The sequence below is a fragment of the Streptomyces sp. Ag109_G2-15 genome, assembly GCF_900215565.1.
Classification (GTDB): Bacteria; Actinomycetota; Actinomycetes; order Streptomycetales; family Streptomycetaceae; genus Streptomyces; species Streptomyces diastatochromogenes.
Genome location: NZ_OCNI01000001.1, coordinates 2691414 through 2713581 on the forward strand (window position 1 = coordinate 2691414; position 22168 = coordinate 2713581).

A 22168-nucleotide genomic window follows, 5' to 3' on the forward strand; every position below is an offset into this window, starting at 1 on the left:
CGCCCATGGCAACACCTCTGTCCGCCGACGCCTTCGTCCGCGCCCTGCGCGACGAAGGCGTCGCCCTACGCGAACACGCCGACTGGCGTACCCACAACCGCAACCACAAGGGCCCCTGGGGCCCGGTCCACGGCGTGATGCTGCACCACACCGCCGGCACCGACAGCCTCCGCCTGTGCCGGGACGGCACCGCGGCGCTGCCCGGCCCGCTCTGCATCGGCCTGGTCACCAAGGACGGCGCGGTGCACCTGGTGGGCTACGGCCGCACCAACCACGCCGGCGCGGGCTCCAGCGCGGTCCTGGCCGCGGTACGCGCCGAGCGGACCCCGCTGCCCGCCCCCGGGCCGGACGCCGTGGACGGCAACTCCTGCTTCTACGGCTTCGAGATCGAGAACCTGGGCACCGGCCGCGACCCGTACCCGCCCGCCCAACTCGCCGCCGTGGAACGCCTGTCGGCGGCCCTGTGCCGCGCCCACGGCTGGTCCGCCGCGAGCGTGGTCGGCCACAAGGAGTGGACCCGCCGCAAGATCGACCCGTCCTTCTCGATGCCGGGCATGCGCAGCCGCGTCGAGGCCCGCCTGGGCCTGCGCCCGGTGACCTGCGAACCCTTCCCGGGCGCCGCCTACTTCGTGCCCGGCCGCCGCGGCGCCCTGGTCACGGCGGTCGGCGAGCGCCTGGTCGCCGAGGGATGCGGGCGGTACGCCGTCGGCCCCGGCCCGGTGTGGGGCGAGGCCGACGTCCGCTCGTACGCCGCGTGGCAGCGCAAGCTCGGCTATACGGGTGCCGCCGCCGACGGGGTTCCGGGCCGGGCGAGCTGGGACCGGCTGCGGGTGCCGCGCACGAGCTGAGGAGGCCGACCGATGACCGACGCCACGCGCCGCACCCTCCGGACGGCCGTACAGACCCTCGTCGCCCTCGTACCGCTGCTCGCCGGGGAACCCGCGGCCCGCGACGCCCCCGCGGTCGCCGGCGTGGTGGCGGTCGCCGCCGCGCTGACCCGCCTGATGTCCCTCCCGGAGGTGGAGCGGCTGCTGCCTTCCTGGCTGCGCAGGGAGGAGTCCGAGGAGCAGCCCAAGAAGGAGTCGCCGTGACCACCCGCGAAGCGGAAGGAGTCGCCCTGGAACTCGAACGCCTCCGCCGCTCGGTCGACGTCGGCTTCGCCACCACCCGCGGTGACCTGGCCCTCCTCCTCCAGCGCGCCGACCAGACCGACAAGACCCTCGGCGACCACGAGGACCGCCTCGACGCCCTCGAACGCACCCGCTGGCCCCTGCCGTCCCTGGCGGCACTGACCTCGTGCGCGGCCCTCGCCCTGACCCTGTGGGAGGCGGCCCGCAGATGACCCGCCCCGGCGCCCCCTGCCCTCCCCGGCAGGGGGCGCCGCCGCGTGACCGAGCCCGCACCCCCCGCCCCTTACCCCGCCACTCGAACACGTGCATCATTGCGAGGTTGTTGGGCGAGGCTGCTGACGAGGTGAACGGTGCGCGTGCGAAGAGGCGGGACGTCCACGGCGGTGGCCCTCTGCGGCACCCTGCTCCTCGCCGCCTGCGGCCCCACCGCCCCGGACGCCGGCCACGCCACCCCCACCCGCATCGCCGACGCCCCCGCCCGGCTCCCCGTCCCGCACGGCAAGGGCAGCAGGACCCCCGACGACTTCAACGGCGACGGCCACCGCGACCTCGTCCTCGATGACCTGGTCAAGGAGCAGCGGCACGCCGACGACGCCGGCATCGGGATCGTCTACGGCGGCCCGCACGGACTCACGCCCGGCGCCCGGCAGTTGCTCAGCCCGAAGAAGCAGGCGGCCCCCACCAAGGGGCAACTTCCGGCCGTCTTCGGCGCGGAGGAGAGCTGCGACCTGGACGGCGACGGCTTCACCGACCTCATCGTCTCGACCGACCCGCCGTACGACGGCCAGGGCCGGCCCCCGGTGCCGTTGCAGATCCTCTTCGGCTCCCCCGCCGGCCTGACCGGCCGCGCCGTCAGACTGACCGTCCCGGACCGGGCCCGCTTCGGCAACGACTGGCCGGACCAGCCGGTGTGCGGCGACTTCGACGGGGACGGGAAGAAGGACCTGGTGCTGCACGCGTCCGGGGGCAGGCTGTCGTACCTGCGCGGCCCGTTCAGCCGAAAGGGCGCCCCGCGCGCCGCCGGTGCACCCCTGCCCTCCCCCGGCGAGGTGCCCACCGGCCCCGCGGCCGACGTCGACGGCGACGGCTACGACGACCTCGTCGTCCGCTCGGCGGAAGGCACCGGAACCTCGGCCGTGGTCCTCGGCGGCCCCGCCGGCCCGACGCGCACCGGAGCCGTCCTGCCCGCCGGTGCCGACGTCGCCCTGGGCCGCTTCGGCAGGGGCAGGGCGCTGGACGCGGCGGTCGGCGGCACGGGGGAAACGTCCCTGCGCTACGACCTCCCGGCGGCCGCACGGGCCGGCCTCGCCGCCCCGGGCTCGCTGCTCGACACCGCCGACTTCGACGGCGACGGCCGCGACGAACTCGTCTCCAGCGCCTCCCGGGTGCGCCTCTTCCGCGCCGGTACGGCCGGCCTGTCGACGAAGGGCGCGCTCACCGTCGTGCCGCCCGCGCCCGGCACGACCCGCGTCCTCGCGGCCGGCGACTTCGACGGGGACGGGCGGGCGGACCTGGTGGTGCGGACGTACCGGGGCGAGACGCGGGACACGGTCGCCGTGTACCGGGGGACGAAGCGGGGGCTGCTGGAAGCGAAGCCGGCGGTGACCTTCTCCAGCTCGGCGTTCCTCGCGCCGTAGCCGTCGCCCCTCAGGTCACAACAGTCTCAAGAATTTACCGAACTCCTGTACAACCCTTACGCCCCGACGTCGGTCTCCTGATCGCCGAACGCTCCGTGAACCGCGGGACAACCCGCGACGAACACGGACGTCCGCACCCCATCGACTGCGGGATGCCCCGCCAGGCATCCCCCCGCATGCCGCAGGAGAACCAGCATGCACACGCACCGCCGACTCGCCCTCGCGACGGCCACCGCGGCCGCGCTGACGGGCGGTCTGCTCACGTTCGCCGGCTCGCCCGCCACGGCCGCCGACTCCGTCAAGGTGGCCAAGGCCGACTTCAACGGCGACGGCATCGGTGACGTCGCCACCTCGGCGGCCACCGCCTACGTCAGCGGCCTCAAGAACGCCGGCCAGGTCGTCGTCCTCTACGGCACGTCCACCGGCGTCTCCTCCGCCCAGCGCACCACCCTCAGCCAGAACAGCTCCGGCGTCCCGGGCACCGCCGAGGCCGGCGACAGCTTCGGCGCCGAACTGGCGTACGCCGACTTCAACGGCGACGGCTACGACGACCTCGTCGTCGGCACCCCGTACGAGAAGGTCGGCACCGACACCAACGGCGGCGCCGTCACCCTCCTGTGGGGCTCCGTGAACGGCCTCACCGGCAAGGGCGTCGACGTGCCCGACCCGGCCGCCGGCTCCCACGACTACTGGGGCAAGGACCTGGCCGCCGGCGACTTCGACGGCGACGGCAAGGCCGACCTGGTGGTGGGCAGCTCCTCCGCCACCCTCTACCTCTACAAGGGCGGCTTCAGCAGCACCGGCACCGCGGGCAGCCGTACCACCGTCACACCGCCCATCGAGTCGGGCACCAACGACTCCCCGTTCGGCCCGCTGAACCTGACCGCCGGTGACGTCAACGGCGACGGCCGCACCGACCTCGTGGTCGACGGCTACGAGACCAGCACCCGTTACGGCTGGAACACCAACTACTGGCTGCCCGGCACCGCGAGCGGCCTGAGCGGATCCTCCGCCAAGACCCTCAAGTCCGGCATCGTCACCGCCATCGGCGACATCAACGGCGACGGCTTCGGCGACATCGTCAGCGGCGCCGACTGGGACACCACCACCAGCGACGGCACCAGCATCCCGAACTCCTCCAAGGGCGGCCGGGTGAACATCACCTACGGCTCCGCCTCCGGCCCCGGCACCACCAAGGCCGTCAGCCAGGACACCGGCAGCGTGCCCGGCACCGCGGAGAAGGGCGACGGCTTCGGCTGGGACCTCGACCTCGGTGACATCAACGGCGACGGCTTCCAGGACCTCGTCGTCAGCAGCCCGAACGAGGACATCGGCGGCGTCACCAACACCGGCCAGGTCACCGTCCTGTACGGCTCCGCTTCCGGTGTGAACACCGCCACTGGCGCCCAGGCCTTCGCGCAGAGCACCGCGGGCGTCCCGGGCACCGACGAGAAGGCCGACCTGTTCGGCGCCGACGTCAAGCTCGACGACGTCACCGGCGACGGCAAGGCCGACCTGGTCGTGGGCTCGTACGAGAACGGCGGCGACGGCGCGGTCACCTACCTGCCGTCCAGCGGCACGAAGATCACCACGAGCGGTTCGCGCACCTTCGGCGCGAGCACCGTGGGCGTCTCGACGACCGGCACCCCGCAGTTCGGCGCCGTGTTCGCCGACTGACCCGCCCGCCGGAGACGCCGTACTCCCCGTGGCCGGGCCCGCAGCCGTGCGGGCCCGGCCGCACGACCGCTTCGTGACCTCCCGGAGGACCACACCGATGCCTCACCCGCGCAAGGCCACCCCCGCCGCCCTCGCGGCCGCCCTCCTCGCCGCCGGCCTGACCCCGCTGGTCCTGGCCGCCCCGGCCACCGCCGCGGTCGCCAAGCAGTACGACGACTTCAACGGCGACGGCCACCGCGACCTCGCGTACCTCGGCTACAACCGGGACAACCACCGGGGCGGCGCCGTCACGATCGTCTACGGCGGCACGAACGGCCTCGACACCTCGCACACCCAGGTCATCGACCAGGACAGCGCCGGTGTGCCCGGCTCGGGCGAGGAGGACGACATGTTCGGCGACTCGCTCACCAGCGCCGACCTGAACAAGGACGGCTACGCCGACCTCGTCGTCGGCAACCAGACCGAACACGTGGGCAGCGCGCAGTACCGCGGCTCGGTCACCATCGTGTGGGGCTCCCGCTCCGGCCTGTCCGGCGGCACCAACGTGGCGCCGAAGGGCAGCGCGAGCAGCGCGCAGGGCCACTTCGGCTCCGACCTCGCGACCGGCGACTTCACCGGCGACGGCTCGCCCGACCTCGCGGTCATCGGCGGCGGGGAGGCCTGGCTGTACCGGGGGCCGTTCACCAAGGCGGGGGGCACCGGAACCGTCAGCAAGATCGACAAGGACGGTGCCGGCTGGTACTCGTCCGGGCTGGCGGCCGGCAAGGTCAACGGCGACGGCAAGACGGACCTCGTGGTCCTCGGCGAGCAGTTCACCGGCACGAACGACACCCCGGCCCTGCGCGCCTGGTTCCTGAAGGGCGCCTCCTCCGGCCTCACCTCGGGCGCGTCCAAGACGCTGGAGTCCGCCTGGCACGGCGGCCTCGGCGCCAACGCCGTCATCGCCGACTTCGACAAGGACGGCTACGGCGACATCGCCATCGGGCAGCCCGACAAGGACAAGGGCAAGGGCGCGGTGACCGTCTGGCGCGGCACCTCGGCCGGCCCCAGTGGCTCCACGACCCTCACCCAGGCCACCGCTGGCGTCTCCGGCAGCCCGGAGACCGACGACGACTTCGGCTACGACGTCTCGGCCGCCGACACCAACGGCGACGGCTACGCGGACCTCGCGGTCGGCGTGCCCCACGAGGACGTCGACGGCAAGCAGGACCAGGGCGGTGTACACGTCTTCCGCGGCGGCTCCGGCGGCCTGACCGGCACCCGCTCCGCCTGGATCCCGCAGACGGTCGCCGGCCGCGCCGACTCCGACACCGCCTTCGGCTACAGCCTCCGCCTGCGCGACCTCACCGGCGACGGCAAGGCCGACCTGGCGATCGCCCTGAGCGGCGGCGGAATCCTGCTGCCCGGCACCGCCACCACGCCGACGACGAGCGGAGCGGTCGTCCTGCCGGACCTCGGCGGCGGCTTCCAGGACTGACGCCCGCCCCCCTCTTATGAACGGATCGCACATGCGCACGCGCGCCTTCCTGCTGGCAGCGACCCTGACCACAGGCCTGCTCACCACCCTGCCCGTCACCACGGCTTCCGCGGCCCCCGCCCGTTTCTCCGACGACTTCAACGGCGACGGCTACCGCGACCTGGTCACCGCCGCCCCGTCGGCCACGGTCGGCGGAAAGGCCCGGGCGGGTGCCGTGGTCGTGAACTACGGCTCCAAGTCGGGGATCAGCGCCGCCCGGCACACGGTGATCACCCAGAACACCACGGGCATCCCGGGCACGGCAGAGACGAACGACGAGTTCGGCGCATCCCTCGCCTCCGGCGACCTCAACCGCGACGGCTACGCCGACCTCGTCGTCGGCACCCCGGACGAGAACGACGGCACCGGCACCGCGGTCGTCGTCTGGGGCGGCAAGAACGGCCTCTCCGGCGGCTGGACCGTCCCCGGCCCCGCGTCCTCGGCGCACGACGAGTACGCCCTGTCCCTGGCGGTCGGCGACTTCACCGGCGACGGCCGCGCCGACCTCGCCGTCGGCAGCCTCGGCAAGGACGTGTGGGTCTTCCGGGGCGGCTTCACCAAGGCCTCCGGCGCCGCGTCCCGGTTCGTGCTGCGGACGGAGCTGGAGGCCGGCGTCATCCACGGCGCCCAGGGCCTGGCCGCCGCCGACGTCAACGGGGACCACGTCGACGACCTGGTGATCAGCGGCACCGACGAGCGGACGTACGACGACGGCCAGCTCGTCTACACGGGCTCGACGGGCGACACCCCGCTCATCCTCCAGACGTTCCTGCACTCCGGCGCCTGGCGCACGGCCGCCGTCGGCGACCTCAACGGCGACGGCTACGACGACGTGGTCGCGTCCACCGCCCCGGGCTCGGTCTCCGCGAACGACGGCGGCTCGGTCCGCGCCTACCTGGGCAGCGCGGACGGCATCCGCACCACGCCTCAGGCGACGATCACCCAGAACAGCCCCGGCGTCCCCGGCACCGACGAGAAGGAGGACTGGTTCGGCCACTCCCTCTCCGTCGGCGACGTCAACGGCGACGGATACGCGGACGTGGCCGTCGGCGCGATCTACGAGGCCATCGGTCCCGACTGGCAGACCGGCGCCGTCACCGTGCTGCGCGGCTCCGCCGCCGGCCTGACCGGCACCGGCGCCCAGTCCTTCTCCCAGGACACGGCCGGCGTCCCCGGCAGCGCCGAGGACAACGACTTCTTCGGCTCGGCGGTCCGCCTGTCCGACCTGAACGGCGACGGCAAGGCGGACCTCTCCATCGGCGCCCACGGGGAGAACGACTCCGACGGCGCGGTGTGGAGCCTGCGCGGCTCGGCCTCCGGCATCCGGACGACGGGGGCGGTGTCCTTCGGGCCGGGGGCGACGGGGGTCCCGGCCACGGGGTATCCGCATCTGGGGCGCCTGATGGGGCAGTGAGGGCGGGCCGGTGAAGACCGGTCTGTGAAGACCGGTCTGTGAAGACGGGCCGGTGAAACCGGGGAAATCCCTGGCGCGTCCCCGGCGCATCCGCTGACGGTCCCTTAGGGGATGTCACAGGTCGGCAGCAAAGCCGGGCCCGTACCCCCGGGTCCGGCACGTCACCCTCCGGGACCAGGTACGTTCGATGACGTGGCTGGATTCAGGATCGGACGCGGGGGCCGGGACAACCGCACCCCCCAGGGACAACAGGCTCAGCAGGGACCGTCGCACGGGCACGGCCAGGGACGGGGGCCGGCCCAGGGACGCGGGCACGGACAGCCCGGGGGCCGCCCCCAGGGCCCGTCGTACGGCTACCCGTCGGCGCCGCAGCAGCAGTCGTACCCGCAGCCGTCGTACCCGCCTCAGGGACAGCCGTACGGCTACCCGGGCGGCCGGGCGGACGACGGACCGGAGTACTTCGGCGACGGCGGCTACCCGGGCCAGGCCCACGGCGGCGGCCACGATCCGTACGCGGCGAACAACCCGGGCCACACCCAGGCCTTCTCGATCGACGAGGCCGCCGGCTACACCCAGGGCGCGACCTACCACGCCGGCTCGGCCGCCCCGTCCGGCCCGGTCGGCCCGCCCCTGCACTGGAAGGAACTGCTGAAGGGGATCATCCTCTCCCCCGCCCAGACCTTCCTGCGCATGCGGGACTACACGATGTGGGCCCCGGCCCTGATCGTCACCTTCCTCTACGGCCTCCTCGCCGTCTTCGGATTCGACGGCGCCCGCTCGGACGCGATCAACGCGACGCTCTCCAACGCGATCCCGATCGTCCTGATCACCGCCGTAGCGATGGTCGTGAGCGCCTTCATCCTGGGCGTGGTCACCCATACCCTGGCCCGCCAGCTCGGCGGCGACGGCGCCTGGCAGCCCACGGTCGGCCTGTCCATGCTGATCACGTCCCTCACGGACGCCCCCCGCCTGGTCTTCGCCATGTTCTTCGGCGGCAACGCGGGCTTCGTCCAGCTCCTCGGCTGGGCCACCTGGGTCGGCGCGGGCGCCCTGCTGACCCTGATGGTCTCCCGCTCCCACGACCTGCCCTGGCCGAAGGCGCTGGGCGCGTCGGCGATCCAGCTGATCGCGCTGCTGTCGATAGTGAAGCTGGGCACGTTCTAGCGGCGACCTGCACAGGAAAGGGCCCCCGGGTACTCCACCCGGGGGCCCTTCTCTTTTGTTCTCTTGCTCTCAGGTGTTCTCTTGCTCTCAGGCGTCGAGGACCTGTCCGGCCCGCTTCACCACGGGCGGCTCGACGCTCCACGGGAAGTTGATCCACTCGTCGGTGCGCTTCCAGACGTACTCGCACTTCACGAGGGAGTGGGACTTCTCATAGATCACGGCGGAGCGCACCTCGGCGACGGTGTCGAGGCAGAAGTCGCGCACGAGCTTGAGCGTCTTGCCGGTGTCCGCGACGTCGTCGGTGATGAGCACCTTCTTGTCGGAGAAGTCGATGGCGCTCGGGACCGGGGCGAGCATGACGGGCATCTCCAGGGTCGTCCCGACGCCCGTGTAGAACTCCACGTTCACCAGATGGATGTTCTTGCAGTCGAGGGCGTAGGCGAGCCCGCCGGCGACGAAGACGCCCCCGCGCGCGATGCTCAGCACGATGTCCGGCTCGTACCCGTCGTCGGCGATGGTCTGCGCCAGCTCGCGGATGGCGGCGCCGAACCGCTCGTAGGTCAGGTTCTCCCGCACGTCACTCATGTCGTGGCCGCCCTCACACCTGGGTCCGATGGAAGTTCTGGAAGGACCGCGAGGCGGTCGGCCCGCGCTGCCCCTGGTACCGGGAGCCGTAGCGCTCACTGCCGTACGGGAACTCGGCGGGGGAGCTGAGCCGGAACATGCACAGCTGGCCGATCTTCATGCCGGGCCAGAGCTTGATCGGCAGGGTGGCGAGGTTGGACAGCTCCAGGGTCACGTGACCGCTGAACCCCGGGTCGATGAACCCGGCGGTGGAGTGCGTCACGAGCCCGAGCCGCCCCAGCGAACTCTTGCCCTCGAGCCGGGAGGCAAGATCGTCAGGCAGCGAGATGACCTCGTACGTGCTCGCGAGCACGAACTCCCCGGGATGCAGGATGAACGGCTCGTCCCCCTCGGGCTCGACCAGCCGCGTGAGGTCGGCCTGCTCGACGGAGGGGTCGATGTGGGGGTACCGGTGATTCTCGAACACCCGGAAAAAGCGGTCCAGCCGCACATCGATGCTCGACGGCTGCACCATGGATTCGTCGTAGGGATCGATACGCACCCGCCCGGCGTCGATCTCGGCCCGGATGTCCTTGTCTGAGAGAAGCACGTCCCGAGGATACGCAAGGCGCGCGGAGCCATGACAATCGTGACGACTCCGCGCGCCTTTCGATCTTGCAGCGGCCCAGCCCGCTACCGCTTGTGCAGCACTACCGCCTCTGCGGCACTACCGCTTCTGCGGCACTACCGCTTCTGCAGGGCGACCGGCACCACACTGCGGAGCCGGGCACACCGCGGACACCTCACGAGCCGGCCGGGGCCGAGCCGCTCGGCCTGCTGCATCGGGAACGAAGCGGTGCCGAAGACGTGCCCGTCCGCACAACGAACGACGGTGCGTTCCATCAAGTCCCTCAAGTCCCTTCCCCAAGAGCCGCGTCCGGCTTACTACCCTGACGACAAAAGCCACATTACGGGATCAAAGAGACGACTCTCCAGGCGGCGCTCCGGCCTCACCCGGACCCTCTCCCACCCCTCCACGGTACGCCCCAACTCGCGCCCCCCGCACGGGGATCCCACCCTTCCACCCCACCCCCAACGCACCCGGACCCCACGGTCCGAGCACCGGGGGTCCGCGATGAGGTACAGTGAGCGAGCGTTCGGACATCGACTCTGCGGAGCCGTCCCGGCCGTCTTACGCGGGTGTAGTTTAATGGTAGAACATCAGCTTCCCAAGCTGAGAGCGCGAGTTCGATTCTCGTCACCCGCTCTTGAGAAAAACCCCAGGTCAGCGGCCTGGGGTTTGCTTGTTGTCTAGACCAATTTGGGGGCGGCGTGCCCTCCGCGCGCCCTAAGTTGCACCAATGCGCCACCAGAAGGCATGCGAAGGGCAAATTCTGATGGCGCGTCACCCGATCGCCTCGAATAGTGAGACGCATTTTCTATGACATGCGCCACTTGCGGGCGTCGGAGTGGTGAAGTCGCATACGCAAAGCGTCAGTTCGCGCTGGCGTCGACCGCGAAGGGGGGTGACTGCCCGGCTTCGTCCTTGAGGCGCGCCGGGGCCAGCGGGCGCGGGAGAGGCGCTCCGTTTGTAGGCTCGCGCGAGGTACCTCGCTGGGCAGGAAGACCGCGCCGCGCGGCAGGGGTGCTGGTGGCTTTGGGCCGTCGCTCAAGGTGCGGCGGGTACGTCCTCCGTAAGCCTGTCGACGGGCAGCAGAATCGGGACGAGCCGGGTGTAGGCGACCATCCCAAGCGGCACACACCGCTGCCCTGCTCCCTGCCCAGAACATCGCCAGGCCGTTCAAGCTCTGAGCGGACCACCTGCCCAGGCTCTGAACGAAAGTCCGGGCGTTTCCTGAGTGAACAGAGCGAACATCCGCTGAGTGAACACCGCTCCCGTCTCCCGAGTGAACAGCTGGGCCGCGGTAGCCCCGGCGGTCGCAGCGCCCAGGACGGCGTTGGCGGCGTAGTCGCCGACGGCGACCTTGCGGCGGCGGGCCGGGACGCCGGTGAGCACGCCGCCGCCGAAACGGACCGCGCCAGCCAGAGCGTCCGAGACGCCTTCGATCGCGCCGAGCGTGGCGGTCAGCAGCGACGGCAACAGCGTGGTGGGAATCTCATGGCCGACGTCCCAAAGAAGCTCGCGGTGTCGATCACTTTCACACCCGGTGTCAGCCACCGCTCCTGCGTGCAGCGGCCTTCTCGGCACGGCACGGGGCATCGTTCATGGCCGGGAGTCCGCCGCGTGGCCTGCCCATCGGCGAGTGGACGCCCCCATCAAGGCACCAGGCAGGATCTCGACCGGATCGGTGGTACAGCCCGTGCTCTCTGGACGACGGAGTCGCGGCGTTCGATCACGTCGCGCAGGCAGCCGTCCCGGACGGCCCGCGCACAGCCGCGACGGCGGCTCGCCGACCGCACCGGTCGGTGACGCCGCTCGGTGCCTCACACCTTCTCGGCCAACAAACGTGGATGTCCGGCGGTAAGCAGACCGATGTCCTCGACATCGGACGTCAGGATCGTCACCCGGCCAGGATGCTGGAGCGCGGTCGCGCACAGCATGGCGTCGATGGCGTACTTGTGGCCGTGCAGCCCCGCGGCCCGCAGCAGGGTGGCGGCAGCCTGCGCCAAGCCTTGTGTGACCGGCTCGACGCGGATCCGGGACAGCGTCCACTTCAGCGCGGCTTCGTTGATCTTCGGGTGGATGACTTCGACAAGGACGGCTGCGGAGGTGACGACCGGCAGGTCGGCGTCGCGGGCGGCCGTCAGCCACTCGTGAACCTCCCGGTCTCGCCGCACGGCCTTCGCCAGACCCTCGCTGTCCAGGACCAGGGCACCGCTCACGCGGCCGCCCCGGCATTCGAGGCGCCGCCAGTGAGCCGTGCCCGCTTGGCCGCCACCGCCTCCGGGTCGGCCGGACCGTGCACCTTGTCGAAGTCGGCGATCAGCTCGTCAAGGTTGTCCCGCTCGATCTGCCGCTGCGCCGCCCTCTCCAGGTACGCCGAGACGCCTCGCTTGCCGACCCGCTCACGGATCGCCTGCAGGGTGCCGGCGGTCAGGGTGACGGAGATACCGCTGGTGGGGCCGTCACCGGGGAGGAAGTCCACGTCGTCATCAGCCATGACTCCAAGTATGCCATTGAAAATGGCATTGCGAGTGATGTGGTCGATCTCGGATCTGCCGTGCAAGGGGTACAGCGCTGAAGAGCGCGGGGCTCCGGCACGGCACTTGGCCCGAGCCCCACGCCCCGTGATGGCAGGGCGGCTACGCCTCGCGTGCGTGCTGCCGCCCCGCATCTGACTCGCGCAGATGCTGCCGCACCTCGGCGTCGATTCCCTGCGCCAGCTTGCGCTGGTGCTGGCCGACCGCGTCCAGGCCGAGGCCAGCTGGCCCGCCCTGGCTGCCACCCTCGACGACGCCCGCAGAGCCGGCCACGACCCGGCCGCCCTGCTGAGCGAAGCCACCCGACGGCGCGAGCTCCACACCGCCGCCTCCATCAGCGACGTCCTCGTCTGGCGGCTGCGGCGCAGCGCCCACCTGCCCGCCGCACCCGGAAACCCCCATGACACGCCCGCCCGAGGCAGCCGACGCGCCCCCTCCCCAGCGCCCACCGGACAGCAGGCCCCGAGTGCAGTGAACGACGTCGACCGTCGGCGCTGACCGGTCGAAACGGGCGCAGGGATGTACGGCTGACGCAATGAGGGGCGTCAGCCGTGGTCACCCACACGGCTCAGCTGCCCAGGGCGGGTGTGCCTGTCCCGTGGATCGGCTCGGTGCGGCTGCACAAGTCCACACGGCAGTTTCAATGCCTCGCCTCAAGGTCCTCGGCCACCGATCTCCGTGCGGAAAGCATCACCTGACGGTCCAGTCCGGTACCGCACACTCAGGCCCGAATGGCGTCCGTCTGCAGTGCCGCGCCGAACCACTGCTGTGGCCATCGCGTCCGAGGTTGACCACGCCTGGCCGGCGGGCAAAGGTGCGATCCTCATCGCCTGCGATCCCGACCTGCGCCGTGATCTGGAGACCTTCCACCACATCGACGCACTCATGGACCGGCCCGCACTGTCTCGACCTCGCGATGGAGCTCGGCCTCCTGCCGTCACCTACCAACACCATCATCCCCTTCGCCAGGGCCGCATCGATCGGCGCCCGCACCGACGGCAGCATGCCCGGCACCAGCCGAGAAGTCCTCAGCGTGTCGACGGTCATGCAATTCCCCAGACCCGCTCCGTCCTCCCCGATCGTCCGTGCGGTGCGGATGAGCGGTGAGGAGTCGGGCCGCCCGGGTGTGAAGTATCTGGTCCAAGGCGGGCCGAGAAGAGCGCCGTCCGTGGCCGTCGCGGAGCAACTCCGCGATCCCCCATGGGGACGGCCATGAACCTCTGCCTGGGGAATTGCGCGACGTTCACATCACCGCGCCGAAGAGGACAAAACCGACCCCATCGAGGGATGGGGTCGGGTTCGCACCTCCGCCTACTTGAGCGCTGTACCGCCCGAGTTGTGGTAGGCGATGGTCTTGCCGATCAGGTTTCCGCCGTCGGTCTCGACCGATGTCTGTTCCTGCTGCCCCGGGCCGAACAGCAAGCCGGCGACATGCGCGTTCGCCACCTGGTCCATGTGCGCGAAGAACCAGTCCACCTTGTCCTGGCGCTCAGCGCGGGCGCCGCGCCGACCGTCGCCGTCACCGTCGATGCAGGCACCTCGCTGGGCACGGTGCCCAGCACCGGGGTCGGCCTCAACACTGCGGTCTACGACGCCTACATGAACGACGCCAAGGCGGCGTCGCTGATGAAGGCGGCCGGGGTCCGGCAGTTGCGCTTCCCCGGCGGCTCGGTCGCGGACGCCTACCACTGGAAGACCCACACCGTCACCGGCGGCAGCTGGGCCGCGCCCGGTACCGACTTCGACCACTTCATGGCCACCGCGAAGAGGGTCGGCGCCCAGCCGATCATCACCGCCAACTACGGTTTAAACGAAGTAGGACAGCCCCACACGTCCGTGTCGGATCCCAGCTGATGCCTGACGTTCTGGTCCCAGGTGATGCTTGACGGTGGGCCTGGCCAACATGGGGAGCCCCGTGGGGCTTGTTCGCTTTCACGTTACGGACCGGGACGTCGGGCGTGCGCCGGATCACCCGGACCTGGCCGTCCAGGTCGATGCTGATCGTCGCGTCCGACACGTGTACGGTCACGGTCTGCCCCGCGTAGGGGCGGCCGAGGGAGACGACCTGTCGGCAGACCATGACCGTGCCCACCGCGCTGACCCGCCGCTGCACACGCACCGGTTCGATGCCCGGACGTGGTGGACGAGGTCGGCAGAAGCACGTCAGGTGCCATGCACCACGTAAGCGGCCTCGGTCGAGCGGTGATCGTCGAGGTCGGCCACAACTGCACTGGTCCTGGGGGTGACGGCACCCCTCTGGAAGCTCGCAAGCACCCCCGGACGGTGACCGCACCGGCCTGGGGTGCCCGCTCGTGCAGGTCAGCTGTCGGTCTTGGCCGGTGTCTTGCCGTGCTGGTCGACGACCGTGCGCTGCATGATGGCGCTGGTCCCGAACAGGGTGTCGGAAGTGATCCCCTTGGTCTCGTCCCGGGTGATGTACGAACGCGAGCCGAGGAACGCGAGGGTGTTCTTGTCGAAGATCCATTCGTCACGCGTGGCGGAGGAGGCGTCTTCCCGTGTGACTCCGATGCCGTGATGGCCTGCGGCGTCGACGGCATCGGGGATCTCTCGCACGCCGGGGATCTTCGCGGCTGCCTTGTAGAAGGCGGAGGCGTTCGCGGGCGGCATGATCGTCTCGCCCACCAACTCGCCGATCTTGGAGAACACCGCCTGCTCCTTCGACTCGCCGTCGTCCACCCTGGTCTGGTCGTAGAGCAGTTCGAGCAGCGCGTCGGGGTCGGTGGGAAGCGAGGCCAGCCACTTGTAGGTGGGGTGGTCGATGCCCGCCCGGACGGCGTCGGAGGAGTCGATGGGAATCGTCTGACCGGGCATCACGGCGCCTTTGCCGGATTCCCGGATCCACCCGGTCCTGGTGACGGGGCCGGAGTCCTGGGACATCCAGACCTCCCGCTCGTGCAGGGCACCGAGCCGCACGGGACCGCCGAGGGTGCCCTCGTTCGAGCGGGTCAGGCTCTCGACGTACACGAACTGCCCGTCCTTCACCGGCGTCGCATCGGTTGCCAGGGCCGCGACGGCGATCCGGTTGAGGGTGGCGGAGGCACTGTTGGCCTGGCCGGCCCGGGTCACCGGGACGGAGGTGTCGTCACCACCGGAGAGCGTGACGACCAACGCCCCGGCCAGTGCCATCGACGCGAGGGGCAACAGCACGGCTCCACGCGCCAGCCGACGGCGTGGTGTCGGGCGAGCCTGAGTGGCGGGGGTGCGGTCGTGGTCGATGTGCTGCATCAGTACGTCCTTGTAGTGGAGGTGTCTGCTCGGCGGGAGGTCCCATTCGGCCGGAGCCGACAGCAACTCCTCAGCCTCACGCCCGGCGGAAGCGGCGCAGGGCGGATTGCTATTGTTCATCCGGTTTCCTCCTGCAGAAACATGGCCGCGAACGCGGTCTCACTCTCCTTCTCTCCGCGAGGGCCCCGCGGTTCCGCCTTGGTGCGGTCGAGTTCACCGGAGCTGATCCGGGCGAGCCGCGCCCGGGCGCGCGACAGCCGCGACCTCACAGTGCCGACCGGGACGCCGAGCGCCTCGGCGGCCTGCTGGTAGTCCAGCCCGGCCGAGACGCACAGGGCGAACACCTCCCGGTCCTGGCGGCGCAGGCGGCCCAGCGCCTCGTGCACCACCGCGAGCCGGCGGGCGTCGTCGATCCGGCCTGCCGTCTCGTCCGCGAAGTCCTCGACGGGTCGGGGCGCCGGGCTGCGCGCCAGGAAGACGAGCCGACGGCGCAGCCCACGGTTGGCGTTGTGCGCCTTGTGCGTGGCGATACCGAGCAGCCACGGCTTGAGTGAACCACCCTCCGGCTCCACCTTGTCCCGGGTACGCCAGGCGGCGAGGAAGGTCTCGGACATGGCTTCCTCGGCCTCCGACCAGTTGCCGGTCAGGCGCAGGGCATGGTTGTAGACCGCCCGCGCGTATGCGTCGTACAGGTCGGCGAACGCCGCACGGTCCCCCGCCCGTATGCGAGCACGCATCGACTCCGATGGTTCTGTTTGCCTCACACCCGTTACTCTCCGCAGCTCCGGCGGGGTTCCTGTGGCCTCCGCCACACCAGGACTGCCTGGACCGGGCAGCAGACGACAGGCACCGTCTCGGCGCGGCCCGGTCCGCCGTCCATGCCGTCGAGCGGCAGCTGATCGACGCGGTCCCGCGGCGGAGCCTGGCCGCCCTCCTCGCCGGCCTCGGCCGCACGACGACGGCGCTCGGCGGATAGTCCGGGAAGAACGATGCAAGGTCGAGTCCCGGCATGCCGCGATCCAGGACGTTGCCCCGAGCCGCTGCGGAAAGGGCCGCGGAAGCGCGCCTTCGGGCGCGGCGCGAAGCCGCACCCGCACTCGCACGCCGACGGGCCGGCCTACGCGGCGGCCAGGGGTGAACGGCTGACGCGTATCTTCGACTGGCCGTGCGGGCGCTCCTCCCAGTCCTCCATGAAGCGTGCTTGCAGTCCGTGCTTGCGCGCCAGGGCCAGGAGGGTCTCGGTGCGGTAGTAGAAGTCCTCACGCAGCACCTGGTGTTCAGTGCCCTCGGTGCGGTCGAAGGTGAAGTCGAAGAACCCGGTGTCGGTCAGCACGCGACCGACGTGCGCGAGGCATTCGTCGATGACCTCCAGCGGCGAGTGGGAGAAGACGCTGTGCGCGTGGACGACGTCGAAATGATTGCTGGGCAGGAAGTCCAGCGTGAGGTCGCCGGTGATGGTCAGGTGCGGCAGCTTTTCCTGGAGGCGGCGCTCGCTGAGGGTCTTCTTGGCAGCCATCAGAATGTCGGGCGAGATGTCGATCCCGTAGTAGTTGCCGACGTCGAGGTGGTCGATGAAGCGCCACCCGCCGCGCAGGTTGCCACAGCCGATGTCGAGCATGCGGTGTTCGGGGCGCAGCCCGTGCTCGACGAGGTAGTCGAACTGCATCTGCCCGAGCGCCAGCCAGCGGTCGTGGGTCCGGCTGCCGACCGCGGCCTCCGGGTTGCGGCGGGTGTCCGAGGCCATCACGGCCCGGTAGTAGCCGACATGGTCGCGGTGTTTCAGGCTGAGCCAGGCGTCCCGGCCGGCCCGGCCGAGGTACGGGACGACGCGGCCGGGGTGGCGCAGCGCGTAGCCGATCTTGTGGGTGAGGGCGGCGCGGTTGTTCCGCAGCTTCCTGGGTGACTTGGCGTCGGCGGGCATGGCGAAGCGACCTCCGTGCGAAAGGGGTCCCGGAGTTGGGGACCGGTGGCTGGGTGACAAGCGGGCCCCTGAGAAGGGGGCCCGCTGGTGGGAGCAGGTGCGGTGGTGTGGCCCGGTCAGACGCGGCGGCGCAGGAGCAGCACGGTGACGGCCGTGAGCAGGAGGGCGAGGCCGCCGAGGAGGGCGGTGTCGGTCCACTGGAAGGTCCAGTAGTCGCCGGCCGGATTGGCCTCGTAGAAGCGGGCGACGTACCCGTGCTGGGTCATGCACTCCCGGAGCTCGGCACTGGACGGGAAGGGGCACTTGAGCACGTCGTCACGGTTGCCGGAGGCAGTGACGAGGCCGTAGTTGCCGGTGGACCACTTCTCGCCCATGGGCGGCTTGGGGATGCTGCCGGCGCTGGTGTAGGTGCGCGGCGGGACCAGCAGGCGCGTCCGGTGCGTCCACTCCAGCAGGAGCGTCACCGCCCCGGTCACCAGGAGGGTCAGACCCATCGCGGCCAGGACCCGGCGGGCCAGCAGCCCCAGCAGCGTGCCGGCCGCCAGGCCGAACAGGGCGGCGGCCACGACGCGCGGGCCGGAGCCGCTCAGGGCTGTGTTCTCGTACCAGAACACGCCGTAGCTCCGGTCCGCGGCCGGTCGCCACCACCACGCGAACACCACGGCGAGCACGCCGGAGAGGACCACCGTGGTCACCGCGGCGAGCGCCAGCCGGGAGGCGAACCACTGGCCCCGGCTCACGCCCTGGGCGAGGACCATGCGGTGCGTGCCCAGCTCCCGGTCACGGCCCAGCAAGGGGGCGCCCCAGAAGACACCGATGACGACGGGCAGGACGATGTTCAGCGCGCCGAGGATTCTCAGGGGCTCGACGTCCAGCAGCAGGGGCAGACCGGTGTCGGACCGCGTGCACGACAGCGGCCCGGGATCGCAGTGGTCGAACAACCCGCTGCGCAGAGCGTCCAGCATTCCCGAACGGGAGTAAGCGGCGATGGCCGCGGCGGCGGCCAGTACGACGGCGCCGATGCCGACCAGCACCCGCTGCTGACGCCAGGCGAGCCAGAAGGAGCCGTTCCAGAGGGAGCCTTTCACGCCGCCGCCTCCGTCCGCTCGGAGTCGGCCGGACGCACCTCGTCGCCGGCCTGGAGGTAGCCGCCCAGGATGTCCTCCAGTCTGGGCCGCTCGACGTGCCAGTCGCCGCGCAGGGGTCCGCGCTGTCGTATCAGGGCAGTCATCTGCCGGCCGCCTACCCGGCGGTGTACGACGGTGTGCGGTCCGGTCAGGGCGTCGTCCTGGTCGGTGTGTCCGGTCACCACGGCGTGGTTCTCGCGCAGGGCGTCGGAGTCCTCACTCAGCTCGATGCTGCCGTTCCGCAGCACCAGCACCCAGTCACAGGTCTGCTCCAATTCGGGCAGGACGTGCGAGGACAGCACGATGCTCGTGCCGCGCTCGGCGACCTCGGCCATCAGCGTCGCCGTGATCTCGCCTCGGGCCACCGGGTCGAGGTCGGCCATCGGCTCGTCGAGCAGCAGCAGTTCGGGCCGCTTGCCGAGTGCCAGGGCGAGCGCGACGCGGGTGTGGTGTCCGGGGGACAGTTCGCCGACGCGGGCGGCAAGCGGGATGCCGCCCTCGCGGACGATCTGCTCGGCGGCGGCCCGGTCCCATCTGGAGTTCAGTTTCTCGCCCATCCGCAGGGTGTCCGCCACGGTGAAGCGGGGGTAGAGCGGCTTGTCCTGGGTGAGCAGGGAGACCCGGGCACGCGCCTCGCGGGTTCCCGGTACGGTGTCCAGTACGCGCAGTTCACCCACGTCGGCGTGCAGCAGGCCGCCGGCCAGGTGCAGCAGGGTGCTCTTGCCGGCGCCGTTGCGTCCGACGAGTGCGGTGATACGGCCGCCCGGCACGGTGAACCCGCAGTCCCGCAGCGTCCAGCCGCCCCGCGCCCGGTACCGGAATCCGAGTCCCGTGGCGCGCAGCGCGGCCGGCGCGTCAGGCCCGGTCATGTGTCCTCCTCTTTCCGCTCCCGGTCTCCCGGGGAGCGCTGGTGTTGCTCGGCTTGCTCGGATTGCCGTCCTGCTCGCCGCCTTCGCCGTCCAAGACGGCCGTGACCAGGGCGAAGATGTCGGCCCGTTCGAGACCCGCGGACCGGGCGCGTGCCGTCCAGTCGGCGAGTTCCGCGCGCAGGGGCGAGTCGACCTCCGCGCCGGGCCGGGCGAGCGACCGTGTCACGAAGGTGCCCAGCCCGCGGCGCAGTTCGACCAGGCCGGCCTGCTCCATGTCGCGGTAGGCCCGCAGCACGGTGTTGGGGTTGATGGCGGTCGCCGCCACCACCTCCTTGGCCGTGGGCAGCTTGTCCCCGATCTTCAATGTGCCCATCCGTAGCGCCCGTTCCGTCTGCTCCACGATCTGCACATAGGCCGGTACGCCGCTGCCCCGGTCGATCCGGTACTCGAGCACGTCACCTTCCATCCGCTTCAGTGTGCTTCCATTAATGAATTAGCACAAGCATGGTGGAGGCGTCGCACGGATGTCAATCAGAAGCAGCACCCGAGCGGCCCTCGTCGTCGCCGTCGCGCTGACCCTCGCCGCGGTGGCCCAGCAACTCCTGCTGATCGCCGGCCTGGGCGGCCTGCTGCCCGGCTGGCAGCCGTGGCCCTTCCTGCTGGGCGCGGCCCCGGCCTGGTGGCTCGCGCGCCCCCGGTGGCGGCGGGCGGACCCACCCCGGCGGCTGATACGGGCGATACGCGGGCTGCGCCGCATACCCGGCACCGCGTACCTGATGGCCGTGCTGGCGCTGACGGCCGCAATCTGGGCCACGCTCCAGGACCACGAGCCGTACATGGCGCACGAGGAGGCCGTGTACGCCAACAAGGCCCGCTCCTGGGCCGACGGCACCCCCGACGCCGGCTGGGGCAGCTACCGTCCCCCCGGCCTCCCGGCGCTGGGACGCGTGGCGCTCGCCGTCCACGACGACGTGGGCAGCCTGCGCGCGGTGGCCCTGCTGCTCACCCTCTTCACCCTGATCACCACCTACCTCGTCACGGCCCGCTGGACCACGCCCCGCCGCGCCGTAGTGGTCGTCCTTCTGCTGCTCTCCGGCCTCGGATTCCTGCGCCGTGTCCCGGAGTTCCTCAATGACATCGGCGCCACCGGCCTGTTGCTGATCGTCGTCCTCCTCGTCACACGCGCCCAGGAGGTACGGCGCTCGTACGCCCTGCCCGTCGCGGCTGCCGTGGCAGTGGGCGCCTTCTACCTGCGCTACGGCAGCGTGGGCACCCTTCTGGCGATAGCCCTCGCCGCCCTGTTCGCATACGGCCCGCGCGCCTGGCTCGCCCAGGGCCGCCGCCTCGCCACCGCGCTGGCCGTCCTCGCCCTCGGCCTGCTGCCGCACTTCGTGCACGCCACGCTGGTCACCGGATCACCGCTGGGCCTGATTCTCTCGGCCGGTTCCCAGGCCAACCGCGCATACGTGGGCGACGGACTCGTCTACTACCTCGCGATCTTCCCCTATCGCCTGGCCGGAGACCTCGGAGCGGTGGTGATGGCCGGCGGGCTTCTTCTGGCGGTACGGGCCCTGCGCGGGCAGGACCGCGGGGCGCACGCCGCCCGCCGTGTGTTCCTGGGCTCGACGTCCGTCCTCGTGTTCGTGGTCCTCGGCCTGGTGACAGACGGAGAACCGCGGTTCGTCTACCTCGCGGTCATCCTGCTCACCGTCCTGGGGGTCGAAGCCCTGGCGGAACTGACCGGCCGCCGGAACAGGGGCCTGCTCACCGCCGTCGCCGGACTGGCCGGTCTGACCACCGTCGGCACAGCCCAAGTGGTGGCCCACGGAGCGATGCCAGGCCCCGACGGCCTCAGCCGCTCCACCGTCCCGGTCGCCGAGCGGCTCGCGGCGGACGGCCCGTGCCTCCTGGTCACCGGGTACGAACCGGAGATGGGCTGGTATTCGGGCTGTGACGCGGTCACCTACGCCCAGTACCGCCGCACGCCCCCGCCTCCGGGAACCCGGGTGACGCTGGTCCTCTTCGAACACGGCCGCCTGCAACCGGACGACACCGCCCTGGCCCGCCTCATCGGTGATCGCGACACCACCGTGCGGACCATCCCCGCGGACGGCGCGCTGGGCACGGCGACCGCGGTCACGCTGACTTCGGTGTGACGGGGCGGGCGTAGCCGCGACGTGGTGCCGACAGCGTGCGAGGCGAGCGTCGGCGGCTGCGTCGATCGCCGTCGCGACGACGGCCTGCCGACACCGACGCGATCACCCATGGGCTCCCGCAGGTCCGGCACACAAACCCCCGAACCCCGTGAAGTGCTGCCGTGTGAGACACGGTCGTGGTGCGCGCTCGCGACGGATCTACGACCCAGATGCCGGAGCATGCCGATGCGGGCTGCCCGGCCACCACCCCACAGGTCCCTCCCCGGTCCAAGGCCGCCTGCCCCCTACCTGCCCTTCCGTGCGGACAACCGCGTTCAGCAGCGGTGTTGACAAGACCGGTCCACGCCCCGTGCGGGCGTGTGCGACGAGCGCTGTGTCACAGTCCCTCACGTGCCTTGGTGGCGAGCCGCGTGCCGACGGTGCACGTGCCCGTGCGAGGAAGGCGGCGCATCGACGAACCGCCGTCCACAGCCGATGTGCCGCGTGTGTCACGGCTGTGCCGTGGCGGCGTCCGTGAGGGAGGATGGACGTGAGTGAAGGCGGGATGACGGCTGCCATACGCGTACACGTCGACGCCGTCGACCT

General features: G+C 71.3%; 24 protein-coding genes and 1 tRNA gene. 12 read left to right on the forward strand and 13 right to left on the reverse strand.

The window, feature by feature from the left end; all coding sequences use genetic code 11:
* Positions 1-5: 5 nt before the first annotated feature.
* The 8 genes from CRP49_RS11870 to CRP49_RS11905 all read left to right on the forward strand — a co-directional run bounded on the left by CRP49_RS11870 (position 6) and on the right by CRP49_RS11905 (position 8538).
* Entirely contained in the window at positions 6-848 is an 843-nt protein-coding gene (locus tag CRP49_RS11870; protein ID WP_097253344.1) for a peptidoglycan-binding protein, read from the forward strand.
* Positions 849-860: 12 nt separating this feature from the next.
* A complete protein-coding gene (locus tag CRP49_RS11875; RefSeq protein WP_097253345.1) occupies positions 861-1091 on the forward strand; it encodes a hypothetical protein in 231 nt (76 codons plus the stop codon).
* A complete protein-coding gene (locus tag CRP49_RS11880) occupies positions 1088-1342 on the forward strand; it encodes a hypothetical protein (RefSeq protein ID WP_094215896.1) in 255 nt (84 codons plus the stop codon). Before CRP49_RS11875 ends, CRP49_RS11880 begins: the two co-directional genes overlap by 4 nt.
* 138 nt (positions 1343-1480) lie before the next feature.
* On the forward strand, positions 1481-2767 hold the full coding sequence (locus CRP49_RS11885) for a VCBS repeat-containing protein (RefSeq protein WP_097253346.1): 1287 nt from the start codon (positions 1481-1483) through the stop codon (positions 2765-2767).
* 195 nt (positions 2768-2962) lie between these two features.
* Positions 2963-4444, forward strand: coding sequence for an FG-GAP and VCBS repeat-containing protein (locus CRP49_RS11890; protein ID WP_097253347.1), 1482 nt, complete (start codon positions 2963-2965; stop codon positions 4442-4444).
* Between the two features lie 97 nt (positions 4445-4541).
* Positions 4542-5921, forward strand: a complete 1380-nt coding sequence (locus CRP49_RS11895; RefSeq protein WP_097253348.1) for an FG-GAP and VCBS repeat-containing protein — start codon at positions 4542-4544, stop codon at positions 5919-5921.
* A gap of 31 nt (positions 5922-5952) precedes the next feature.
* Positions 5953-7374 (forward strand): FG-GAP-like repeat-containing protein, encoded by a 1422-nt coding sequence (locus tag CRP49_RS11900; protein ID WP_097253349.1) that lies wholly within the window; start codon positions 5953-5955, stop codon positions 7372-7374.
* Positions 7375-7485: 111 nt separating this feature from the next.
* The gene (locus tag CRP49_RS11905) at positions 7486-8538 is read left to right on the forward strand and encodes a Yip1 family protein (RefSeq protein WP_097253350.1); all 1053 of its coding nucleotides are present in this window, start codon (positions 7486-7488) and stop codon (positions 8536-8538) included.
* Between the two features lie 87 nt (positions 8539-8625).
* Here the strand turns inward: CRP49_RS11905 and CRP49_RS11910 are convergent, their stop codons facing one another.
* Both CRP49_RS11910 and dcd read right to left on the reverse strand, forming a co-directional pair.
* A complete protein-coding gene (locus CRP49_RS11910) occupies positions 8626-9123 on the reverse strand; it encodes a phosphoribosyltransferase (RefSeq protein WP_094215901.1) in 498 nt (165 codons plus the stop codon).
* A gap of 13 nt (positions 9124-9136) precedes the next feature.
* On the reverse strand, positions 9137-9712 hold the full coding sequence (dcd, locus tag CRP49_RS11915) for a dCTP deaminase (RefSeq protein WP_094215902.1): 576 nt from the start codon (positions 9710-9712) through the stop codon (positions 9137-9139).
* A 586-nt stretch (positions 9713-10298) separates the two neighbouring features.
* On the opposite strand from dcd, the gene CRP49_RS11920 reads away from it, so the two are divergent.
* Positions 10299-10369 (forward strand) — tRNA-Gly (locus tag CRP49_RS11920).
* 534 nt (positions 10370-10903) lie between these two features.
* Here the strand turns inward: CRP49_RS11920 and CRP49_RS11925 are convergent.
* The 3 genes from CRP49_RS11925 to CRP49_RS11935 all read right to left on the reverse strand — a co-directional run bounded on the left by CRP49_RS11925 (position 10904) and on the right by CRP49_RS11935 (position 12224).
* Positions 10904-11281, reverse strand: a complete 378-nt coding sequence (locus tag CRP49_RS11925) for a hypothetical protein (RefSeq protein WP_257033371.1) — start codon at positions 11279-11281, stop codon at positions 10904-10906.
* Positions 11282-11547: 266 nt separating this feature from the next.
* Complete coding sequence (locus CRP49_RS11930) at positions 11548-11946, reverse strand: PIN domain-containing protein (RefSeq protein ID WP_097253351.1); 399 nt, start codon at positions 11944-11946, stop codon at positions 11548-11550.
* Positions 11943-12224 carry a hypothetical protein gene (locus CRP49_RS11935; RefSeq protein WP_097253352.1) on the reverse strand — a complete coding sequence of 94 codons (282 nt, stop codon included), beginning with the start codon at positions 12222-12224 and terminating at the stop codon, positions 11943-11945. Before CRP49_RS11935 ends, CRP49_RS11930 begins: the two co-directional genes overlap by 4 nt.
* A gap of 187 nt (positions 12225-12411) precedes the next feature.
* On the opposite strand from CRP49_RS11935, the gene CRP49_RS11940 reads away from it, so the two are divergent.
* On the forward strand, positions 12412-12762 hold the full coding sequence (locus CRP49_RS11940) for a hypothetical protein (RefSeq protein WP_373560342.1): 351 nt from the start codon (positions 12412-12414) through the stop codon (positions 12760-12762).
* Positions 12763-12954: 192 nt separating this feature from the next.
* Here the strand turns inward: CRP49_RS11940 and CRP49_RS11945 are convergent, their stop codons facing one another.
* Both CRP49_RS11945 and CRP49_RS46795 read right to left on the reverse strand, forming a co-directional pair.
* Positions 12955-13311: a hypothetical protein gene (locus CRP49_RS11945; protein ID WP_097253353.1), complete on the reverse strand. Its 357-nt coding sequence runs from the start codon at positions 13309-13311 to the stop codon at positions 12955-12957.
* Between the two features lie 264 nt (positions 13312-13575).
* Positions 13576-13719 (reverse strand): hypothetical protein, encoded by a 144-nt coding sequence (locus CRP49_RS46795; protein WP_179851438.1) that lies wholly within the window; start codon positions 13717-13719, stop codon positions 13576-13578.
* On the opposite strand from CRP49_RS46795, the gene CRP49_RS11955 reads away from it, so the two are divergent.
* Complete coding sequence (locus CRP49_RS11955; RefSeq protein ID WP_257033372.1) at positions 13720-14118, forward strand: hypothetical protein; 399 nt, start codon at positions 13720-13722, stop codon at positions 14116-14118.
* Positions 14119-14583: 465 nt separating this feature from the next.
* Here CRP49_RS11955 and CRP49_RS11965 read toward each other — a convergent pair whose 3' ends face one another.
* From CRP49_RS11965 to CRP49_RS11995, 6 genes are all read right to left on the reverse strand, one after another.
* A complete protein-coding gene (locus CRP49_RS11965) occupies positions 14584-15630 on the reverse strand; it encodes a CU044_5270 family protein (protein WP_097253354.1) in 1047 nt (348 codons plus the stop codon).
* Complete coding sequence (locus tag CRP49_RS11970) at positions 15627-16247, reverse strand: RNA polymerase sigma factor (RefSeq protein WP_097253355.1); 621 nt, start codon at positions 16245-16247, stop codon at positions 15627-15629. Before CRP49_RS11970 ends, CRP49_RS11965 begins: the two co-directional genes overlap by 4 nt.
* Positions 16248-16627: 380 nt before the next feature.
* Positions 16628-17431, reverse strand: coding sequence for a class I SAM-dependent methyltransferase (locus CRP49_RS11980; RefSeq protein ID WP_097253357.1), 804 nt, complete (start codon positions 17429-17431; stop codon positions 16628-16630).
* Between the two features lie 116 nt (positions 17432-17547).
* A complete protein-coding gene (locus tag CRP49_RS11985) occupies positions 17548-18519 on the reverse strand; it encodes a transporter (RefSeq protein ID WP_097253358.1) in 972 nt (323 codons plus the stop codon).
* Positions 18516-19427, reverse strand: coding sequence for an ATP-binding cassette domain-containing protein (locus CRP49_RS11990; protein WP_097253359.1), 912 nt, complete (start codon positions 19425-19427; stop codon positions 18516-18518). Before CRP49_RS11990 ends, CRP49_RS11985 begins: the two co-directional genes overlap by 4 nt.
* Complete coding sequence (locus CRP49_RS11995) at positions 19414-19881, reverse strand: GntR family transcriptional regulator (RefSeq protein WP_306459775.1); 468 nt, start codon at positions 19879-19881, stop codon at positions 19414-19416. The genes CRP49_RS11990 and CRP49_RS11995 overlap by 14 nt, the downstream gene beginning before the upstream one ends.
* A gap of 70 nt (positions 19882-19951) precedes the next feature.
* On the opposite strand from CRP49_RS11995, the gene CRP49_RS12000 reads away from it, so the two are divergent.
* Entirely contained in the window at positions 19952-21583 is a 1632-nt protein-coding gene (locus CRP49_RS12000; protein ID WP_097253360.1) for a glycosyltransferase family 39 protein, read from the forward strand.
* The last annotated feature ends 585 nt before the right edge of the window (positions 21584-22168 follow it).

Excerpts from the sequence above, each read along its gene's own strand:
- CRP49_RS11945 (WP_097253353.1), bottom strand. The coding sequence starts at position 13,311 with ATGACCGTCGACACGCTGAGGACTTCTCGGCTGGTGCCGGGCATGCTG.
- CRP49_RS11900 (WP_097253349.1), top strand. The coding sequence starts at position 5,953 with ATGCGCACGCGCGCCTTCCTGCTGGCAGCGACCCTGACCACAGGCCTG.
- CRP49_RS11875 (WP_097253345.1), top strand. The coding sequence starts at position 861 with ATGACCGACGCCACGCGCCGCACCCTCCGGACGGCCGTACAGACCCTC.
- CRP49_RS11905 (WP_097253350.1), top strand. The coding sequence starts at position 7,486 with ATGTCACAGGTCGGCAGCAAAGCCGGGCCCGTACCCCCGGGTCCGGCA.
- CRP49_RS11935 (WP_097253352.1), bottom strand. The coding sequence starts at position 12,224 with ATGGCTGATGACGACGTGGACTTCCTCCCCGGTGACGGCCCCACCAGC.
- CRP49_RS11910 (WP_094215901.1), bottom strand. The coding sequence starts at position 9,123 with ATGAGTGACGTGCGGGAGAACCTGACCTACGAGCGGTTCGGCGCCGCC.
- CRP49_RS11970 (WP_097253355.1), bottom strand. The coding sequence starts at position 16,247 with ATGCGTGCTCGCATACGGGCGGGGGACCGTGCGGCGTTCGCCGACCTG.
- CRP49_RS11965 (WP_097253354.1), bottom strand. The coding sequence starts at position 15,630 with ATGAACAATAGCAATCCGCCCTGCGCCGCTTCCGCCGGGCGTGAGGCT.
- CRP49_RS11940 (WP_373560342.1), top strand. The coding sequence starts at position 12,412 with ATGCTGCCGCACCTCGGCGTCGATTCCCTGCGCCAGCTTGCGCTGGTG.
- CRP49_RS11870 (WP_097253344.1), top strand. The coding sequence starts at position 6 with ATGGCAACACCTCTGTCCGCCGACGCCTTCGTCCGCGCCCTGCGCGAC.
- CRP49_RS46795 (WP_179851438.1), bottom strand. The coding sequence starts at position 13,719 with ATGGACCAGGTGGCGAACGCGCATGTCGCCGGCTTGCTGTTCGGCCCG.
- CRP49_RS12000 (WP_097253360.1), top strand. The coding sequence starts at position 19,952 with ATGTCAATCAGAAGCAGCACCCGAGCGGCCCTCGTCGTCGCCGTCGCG.
- CRP49_RS11990 (WP_097253359.1), bottom strand. The coding sequence starts at position 19,427 with ATGACCGGGCCTGACGCGCCGGCCGCGCTGCGCGCCACGGGACTCGGA.
- CRP49_RS11890 (WP_097253347.1), top strand. The coding sequence starts at position 2,963 with ATGCACACGCACCGCCGACTCGCCCTCGCGACGGCCACCGCGGCCGCG.
- CRP49_RS11895 (WP_097253348.1), top strand. The coding sequence starts at position 4,542 with ATGCCTCACCCGCGCAAGGCCACCCCCGCCGCCCTCGCGGCCGCCCTC.
- CRP49_RS11980 (WP_097253357.1), bottom strand. The coding sequence starts at position 17,431 with ATGCCCGCCGACGCCAAGTCACCCAGGAAGCTGCGGAACAACCGCGCC.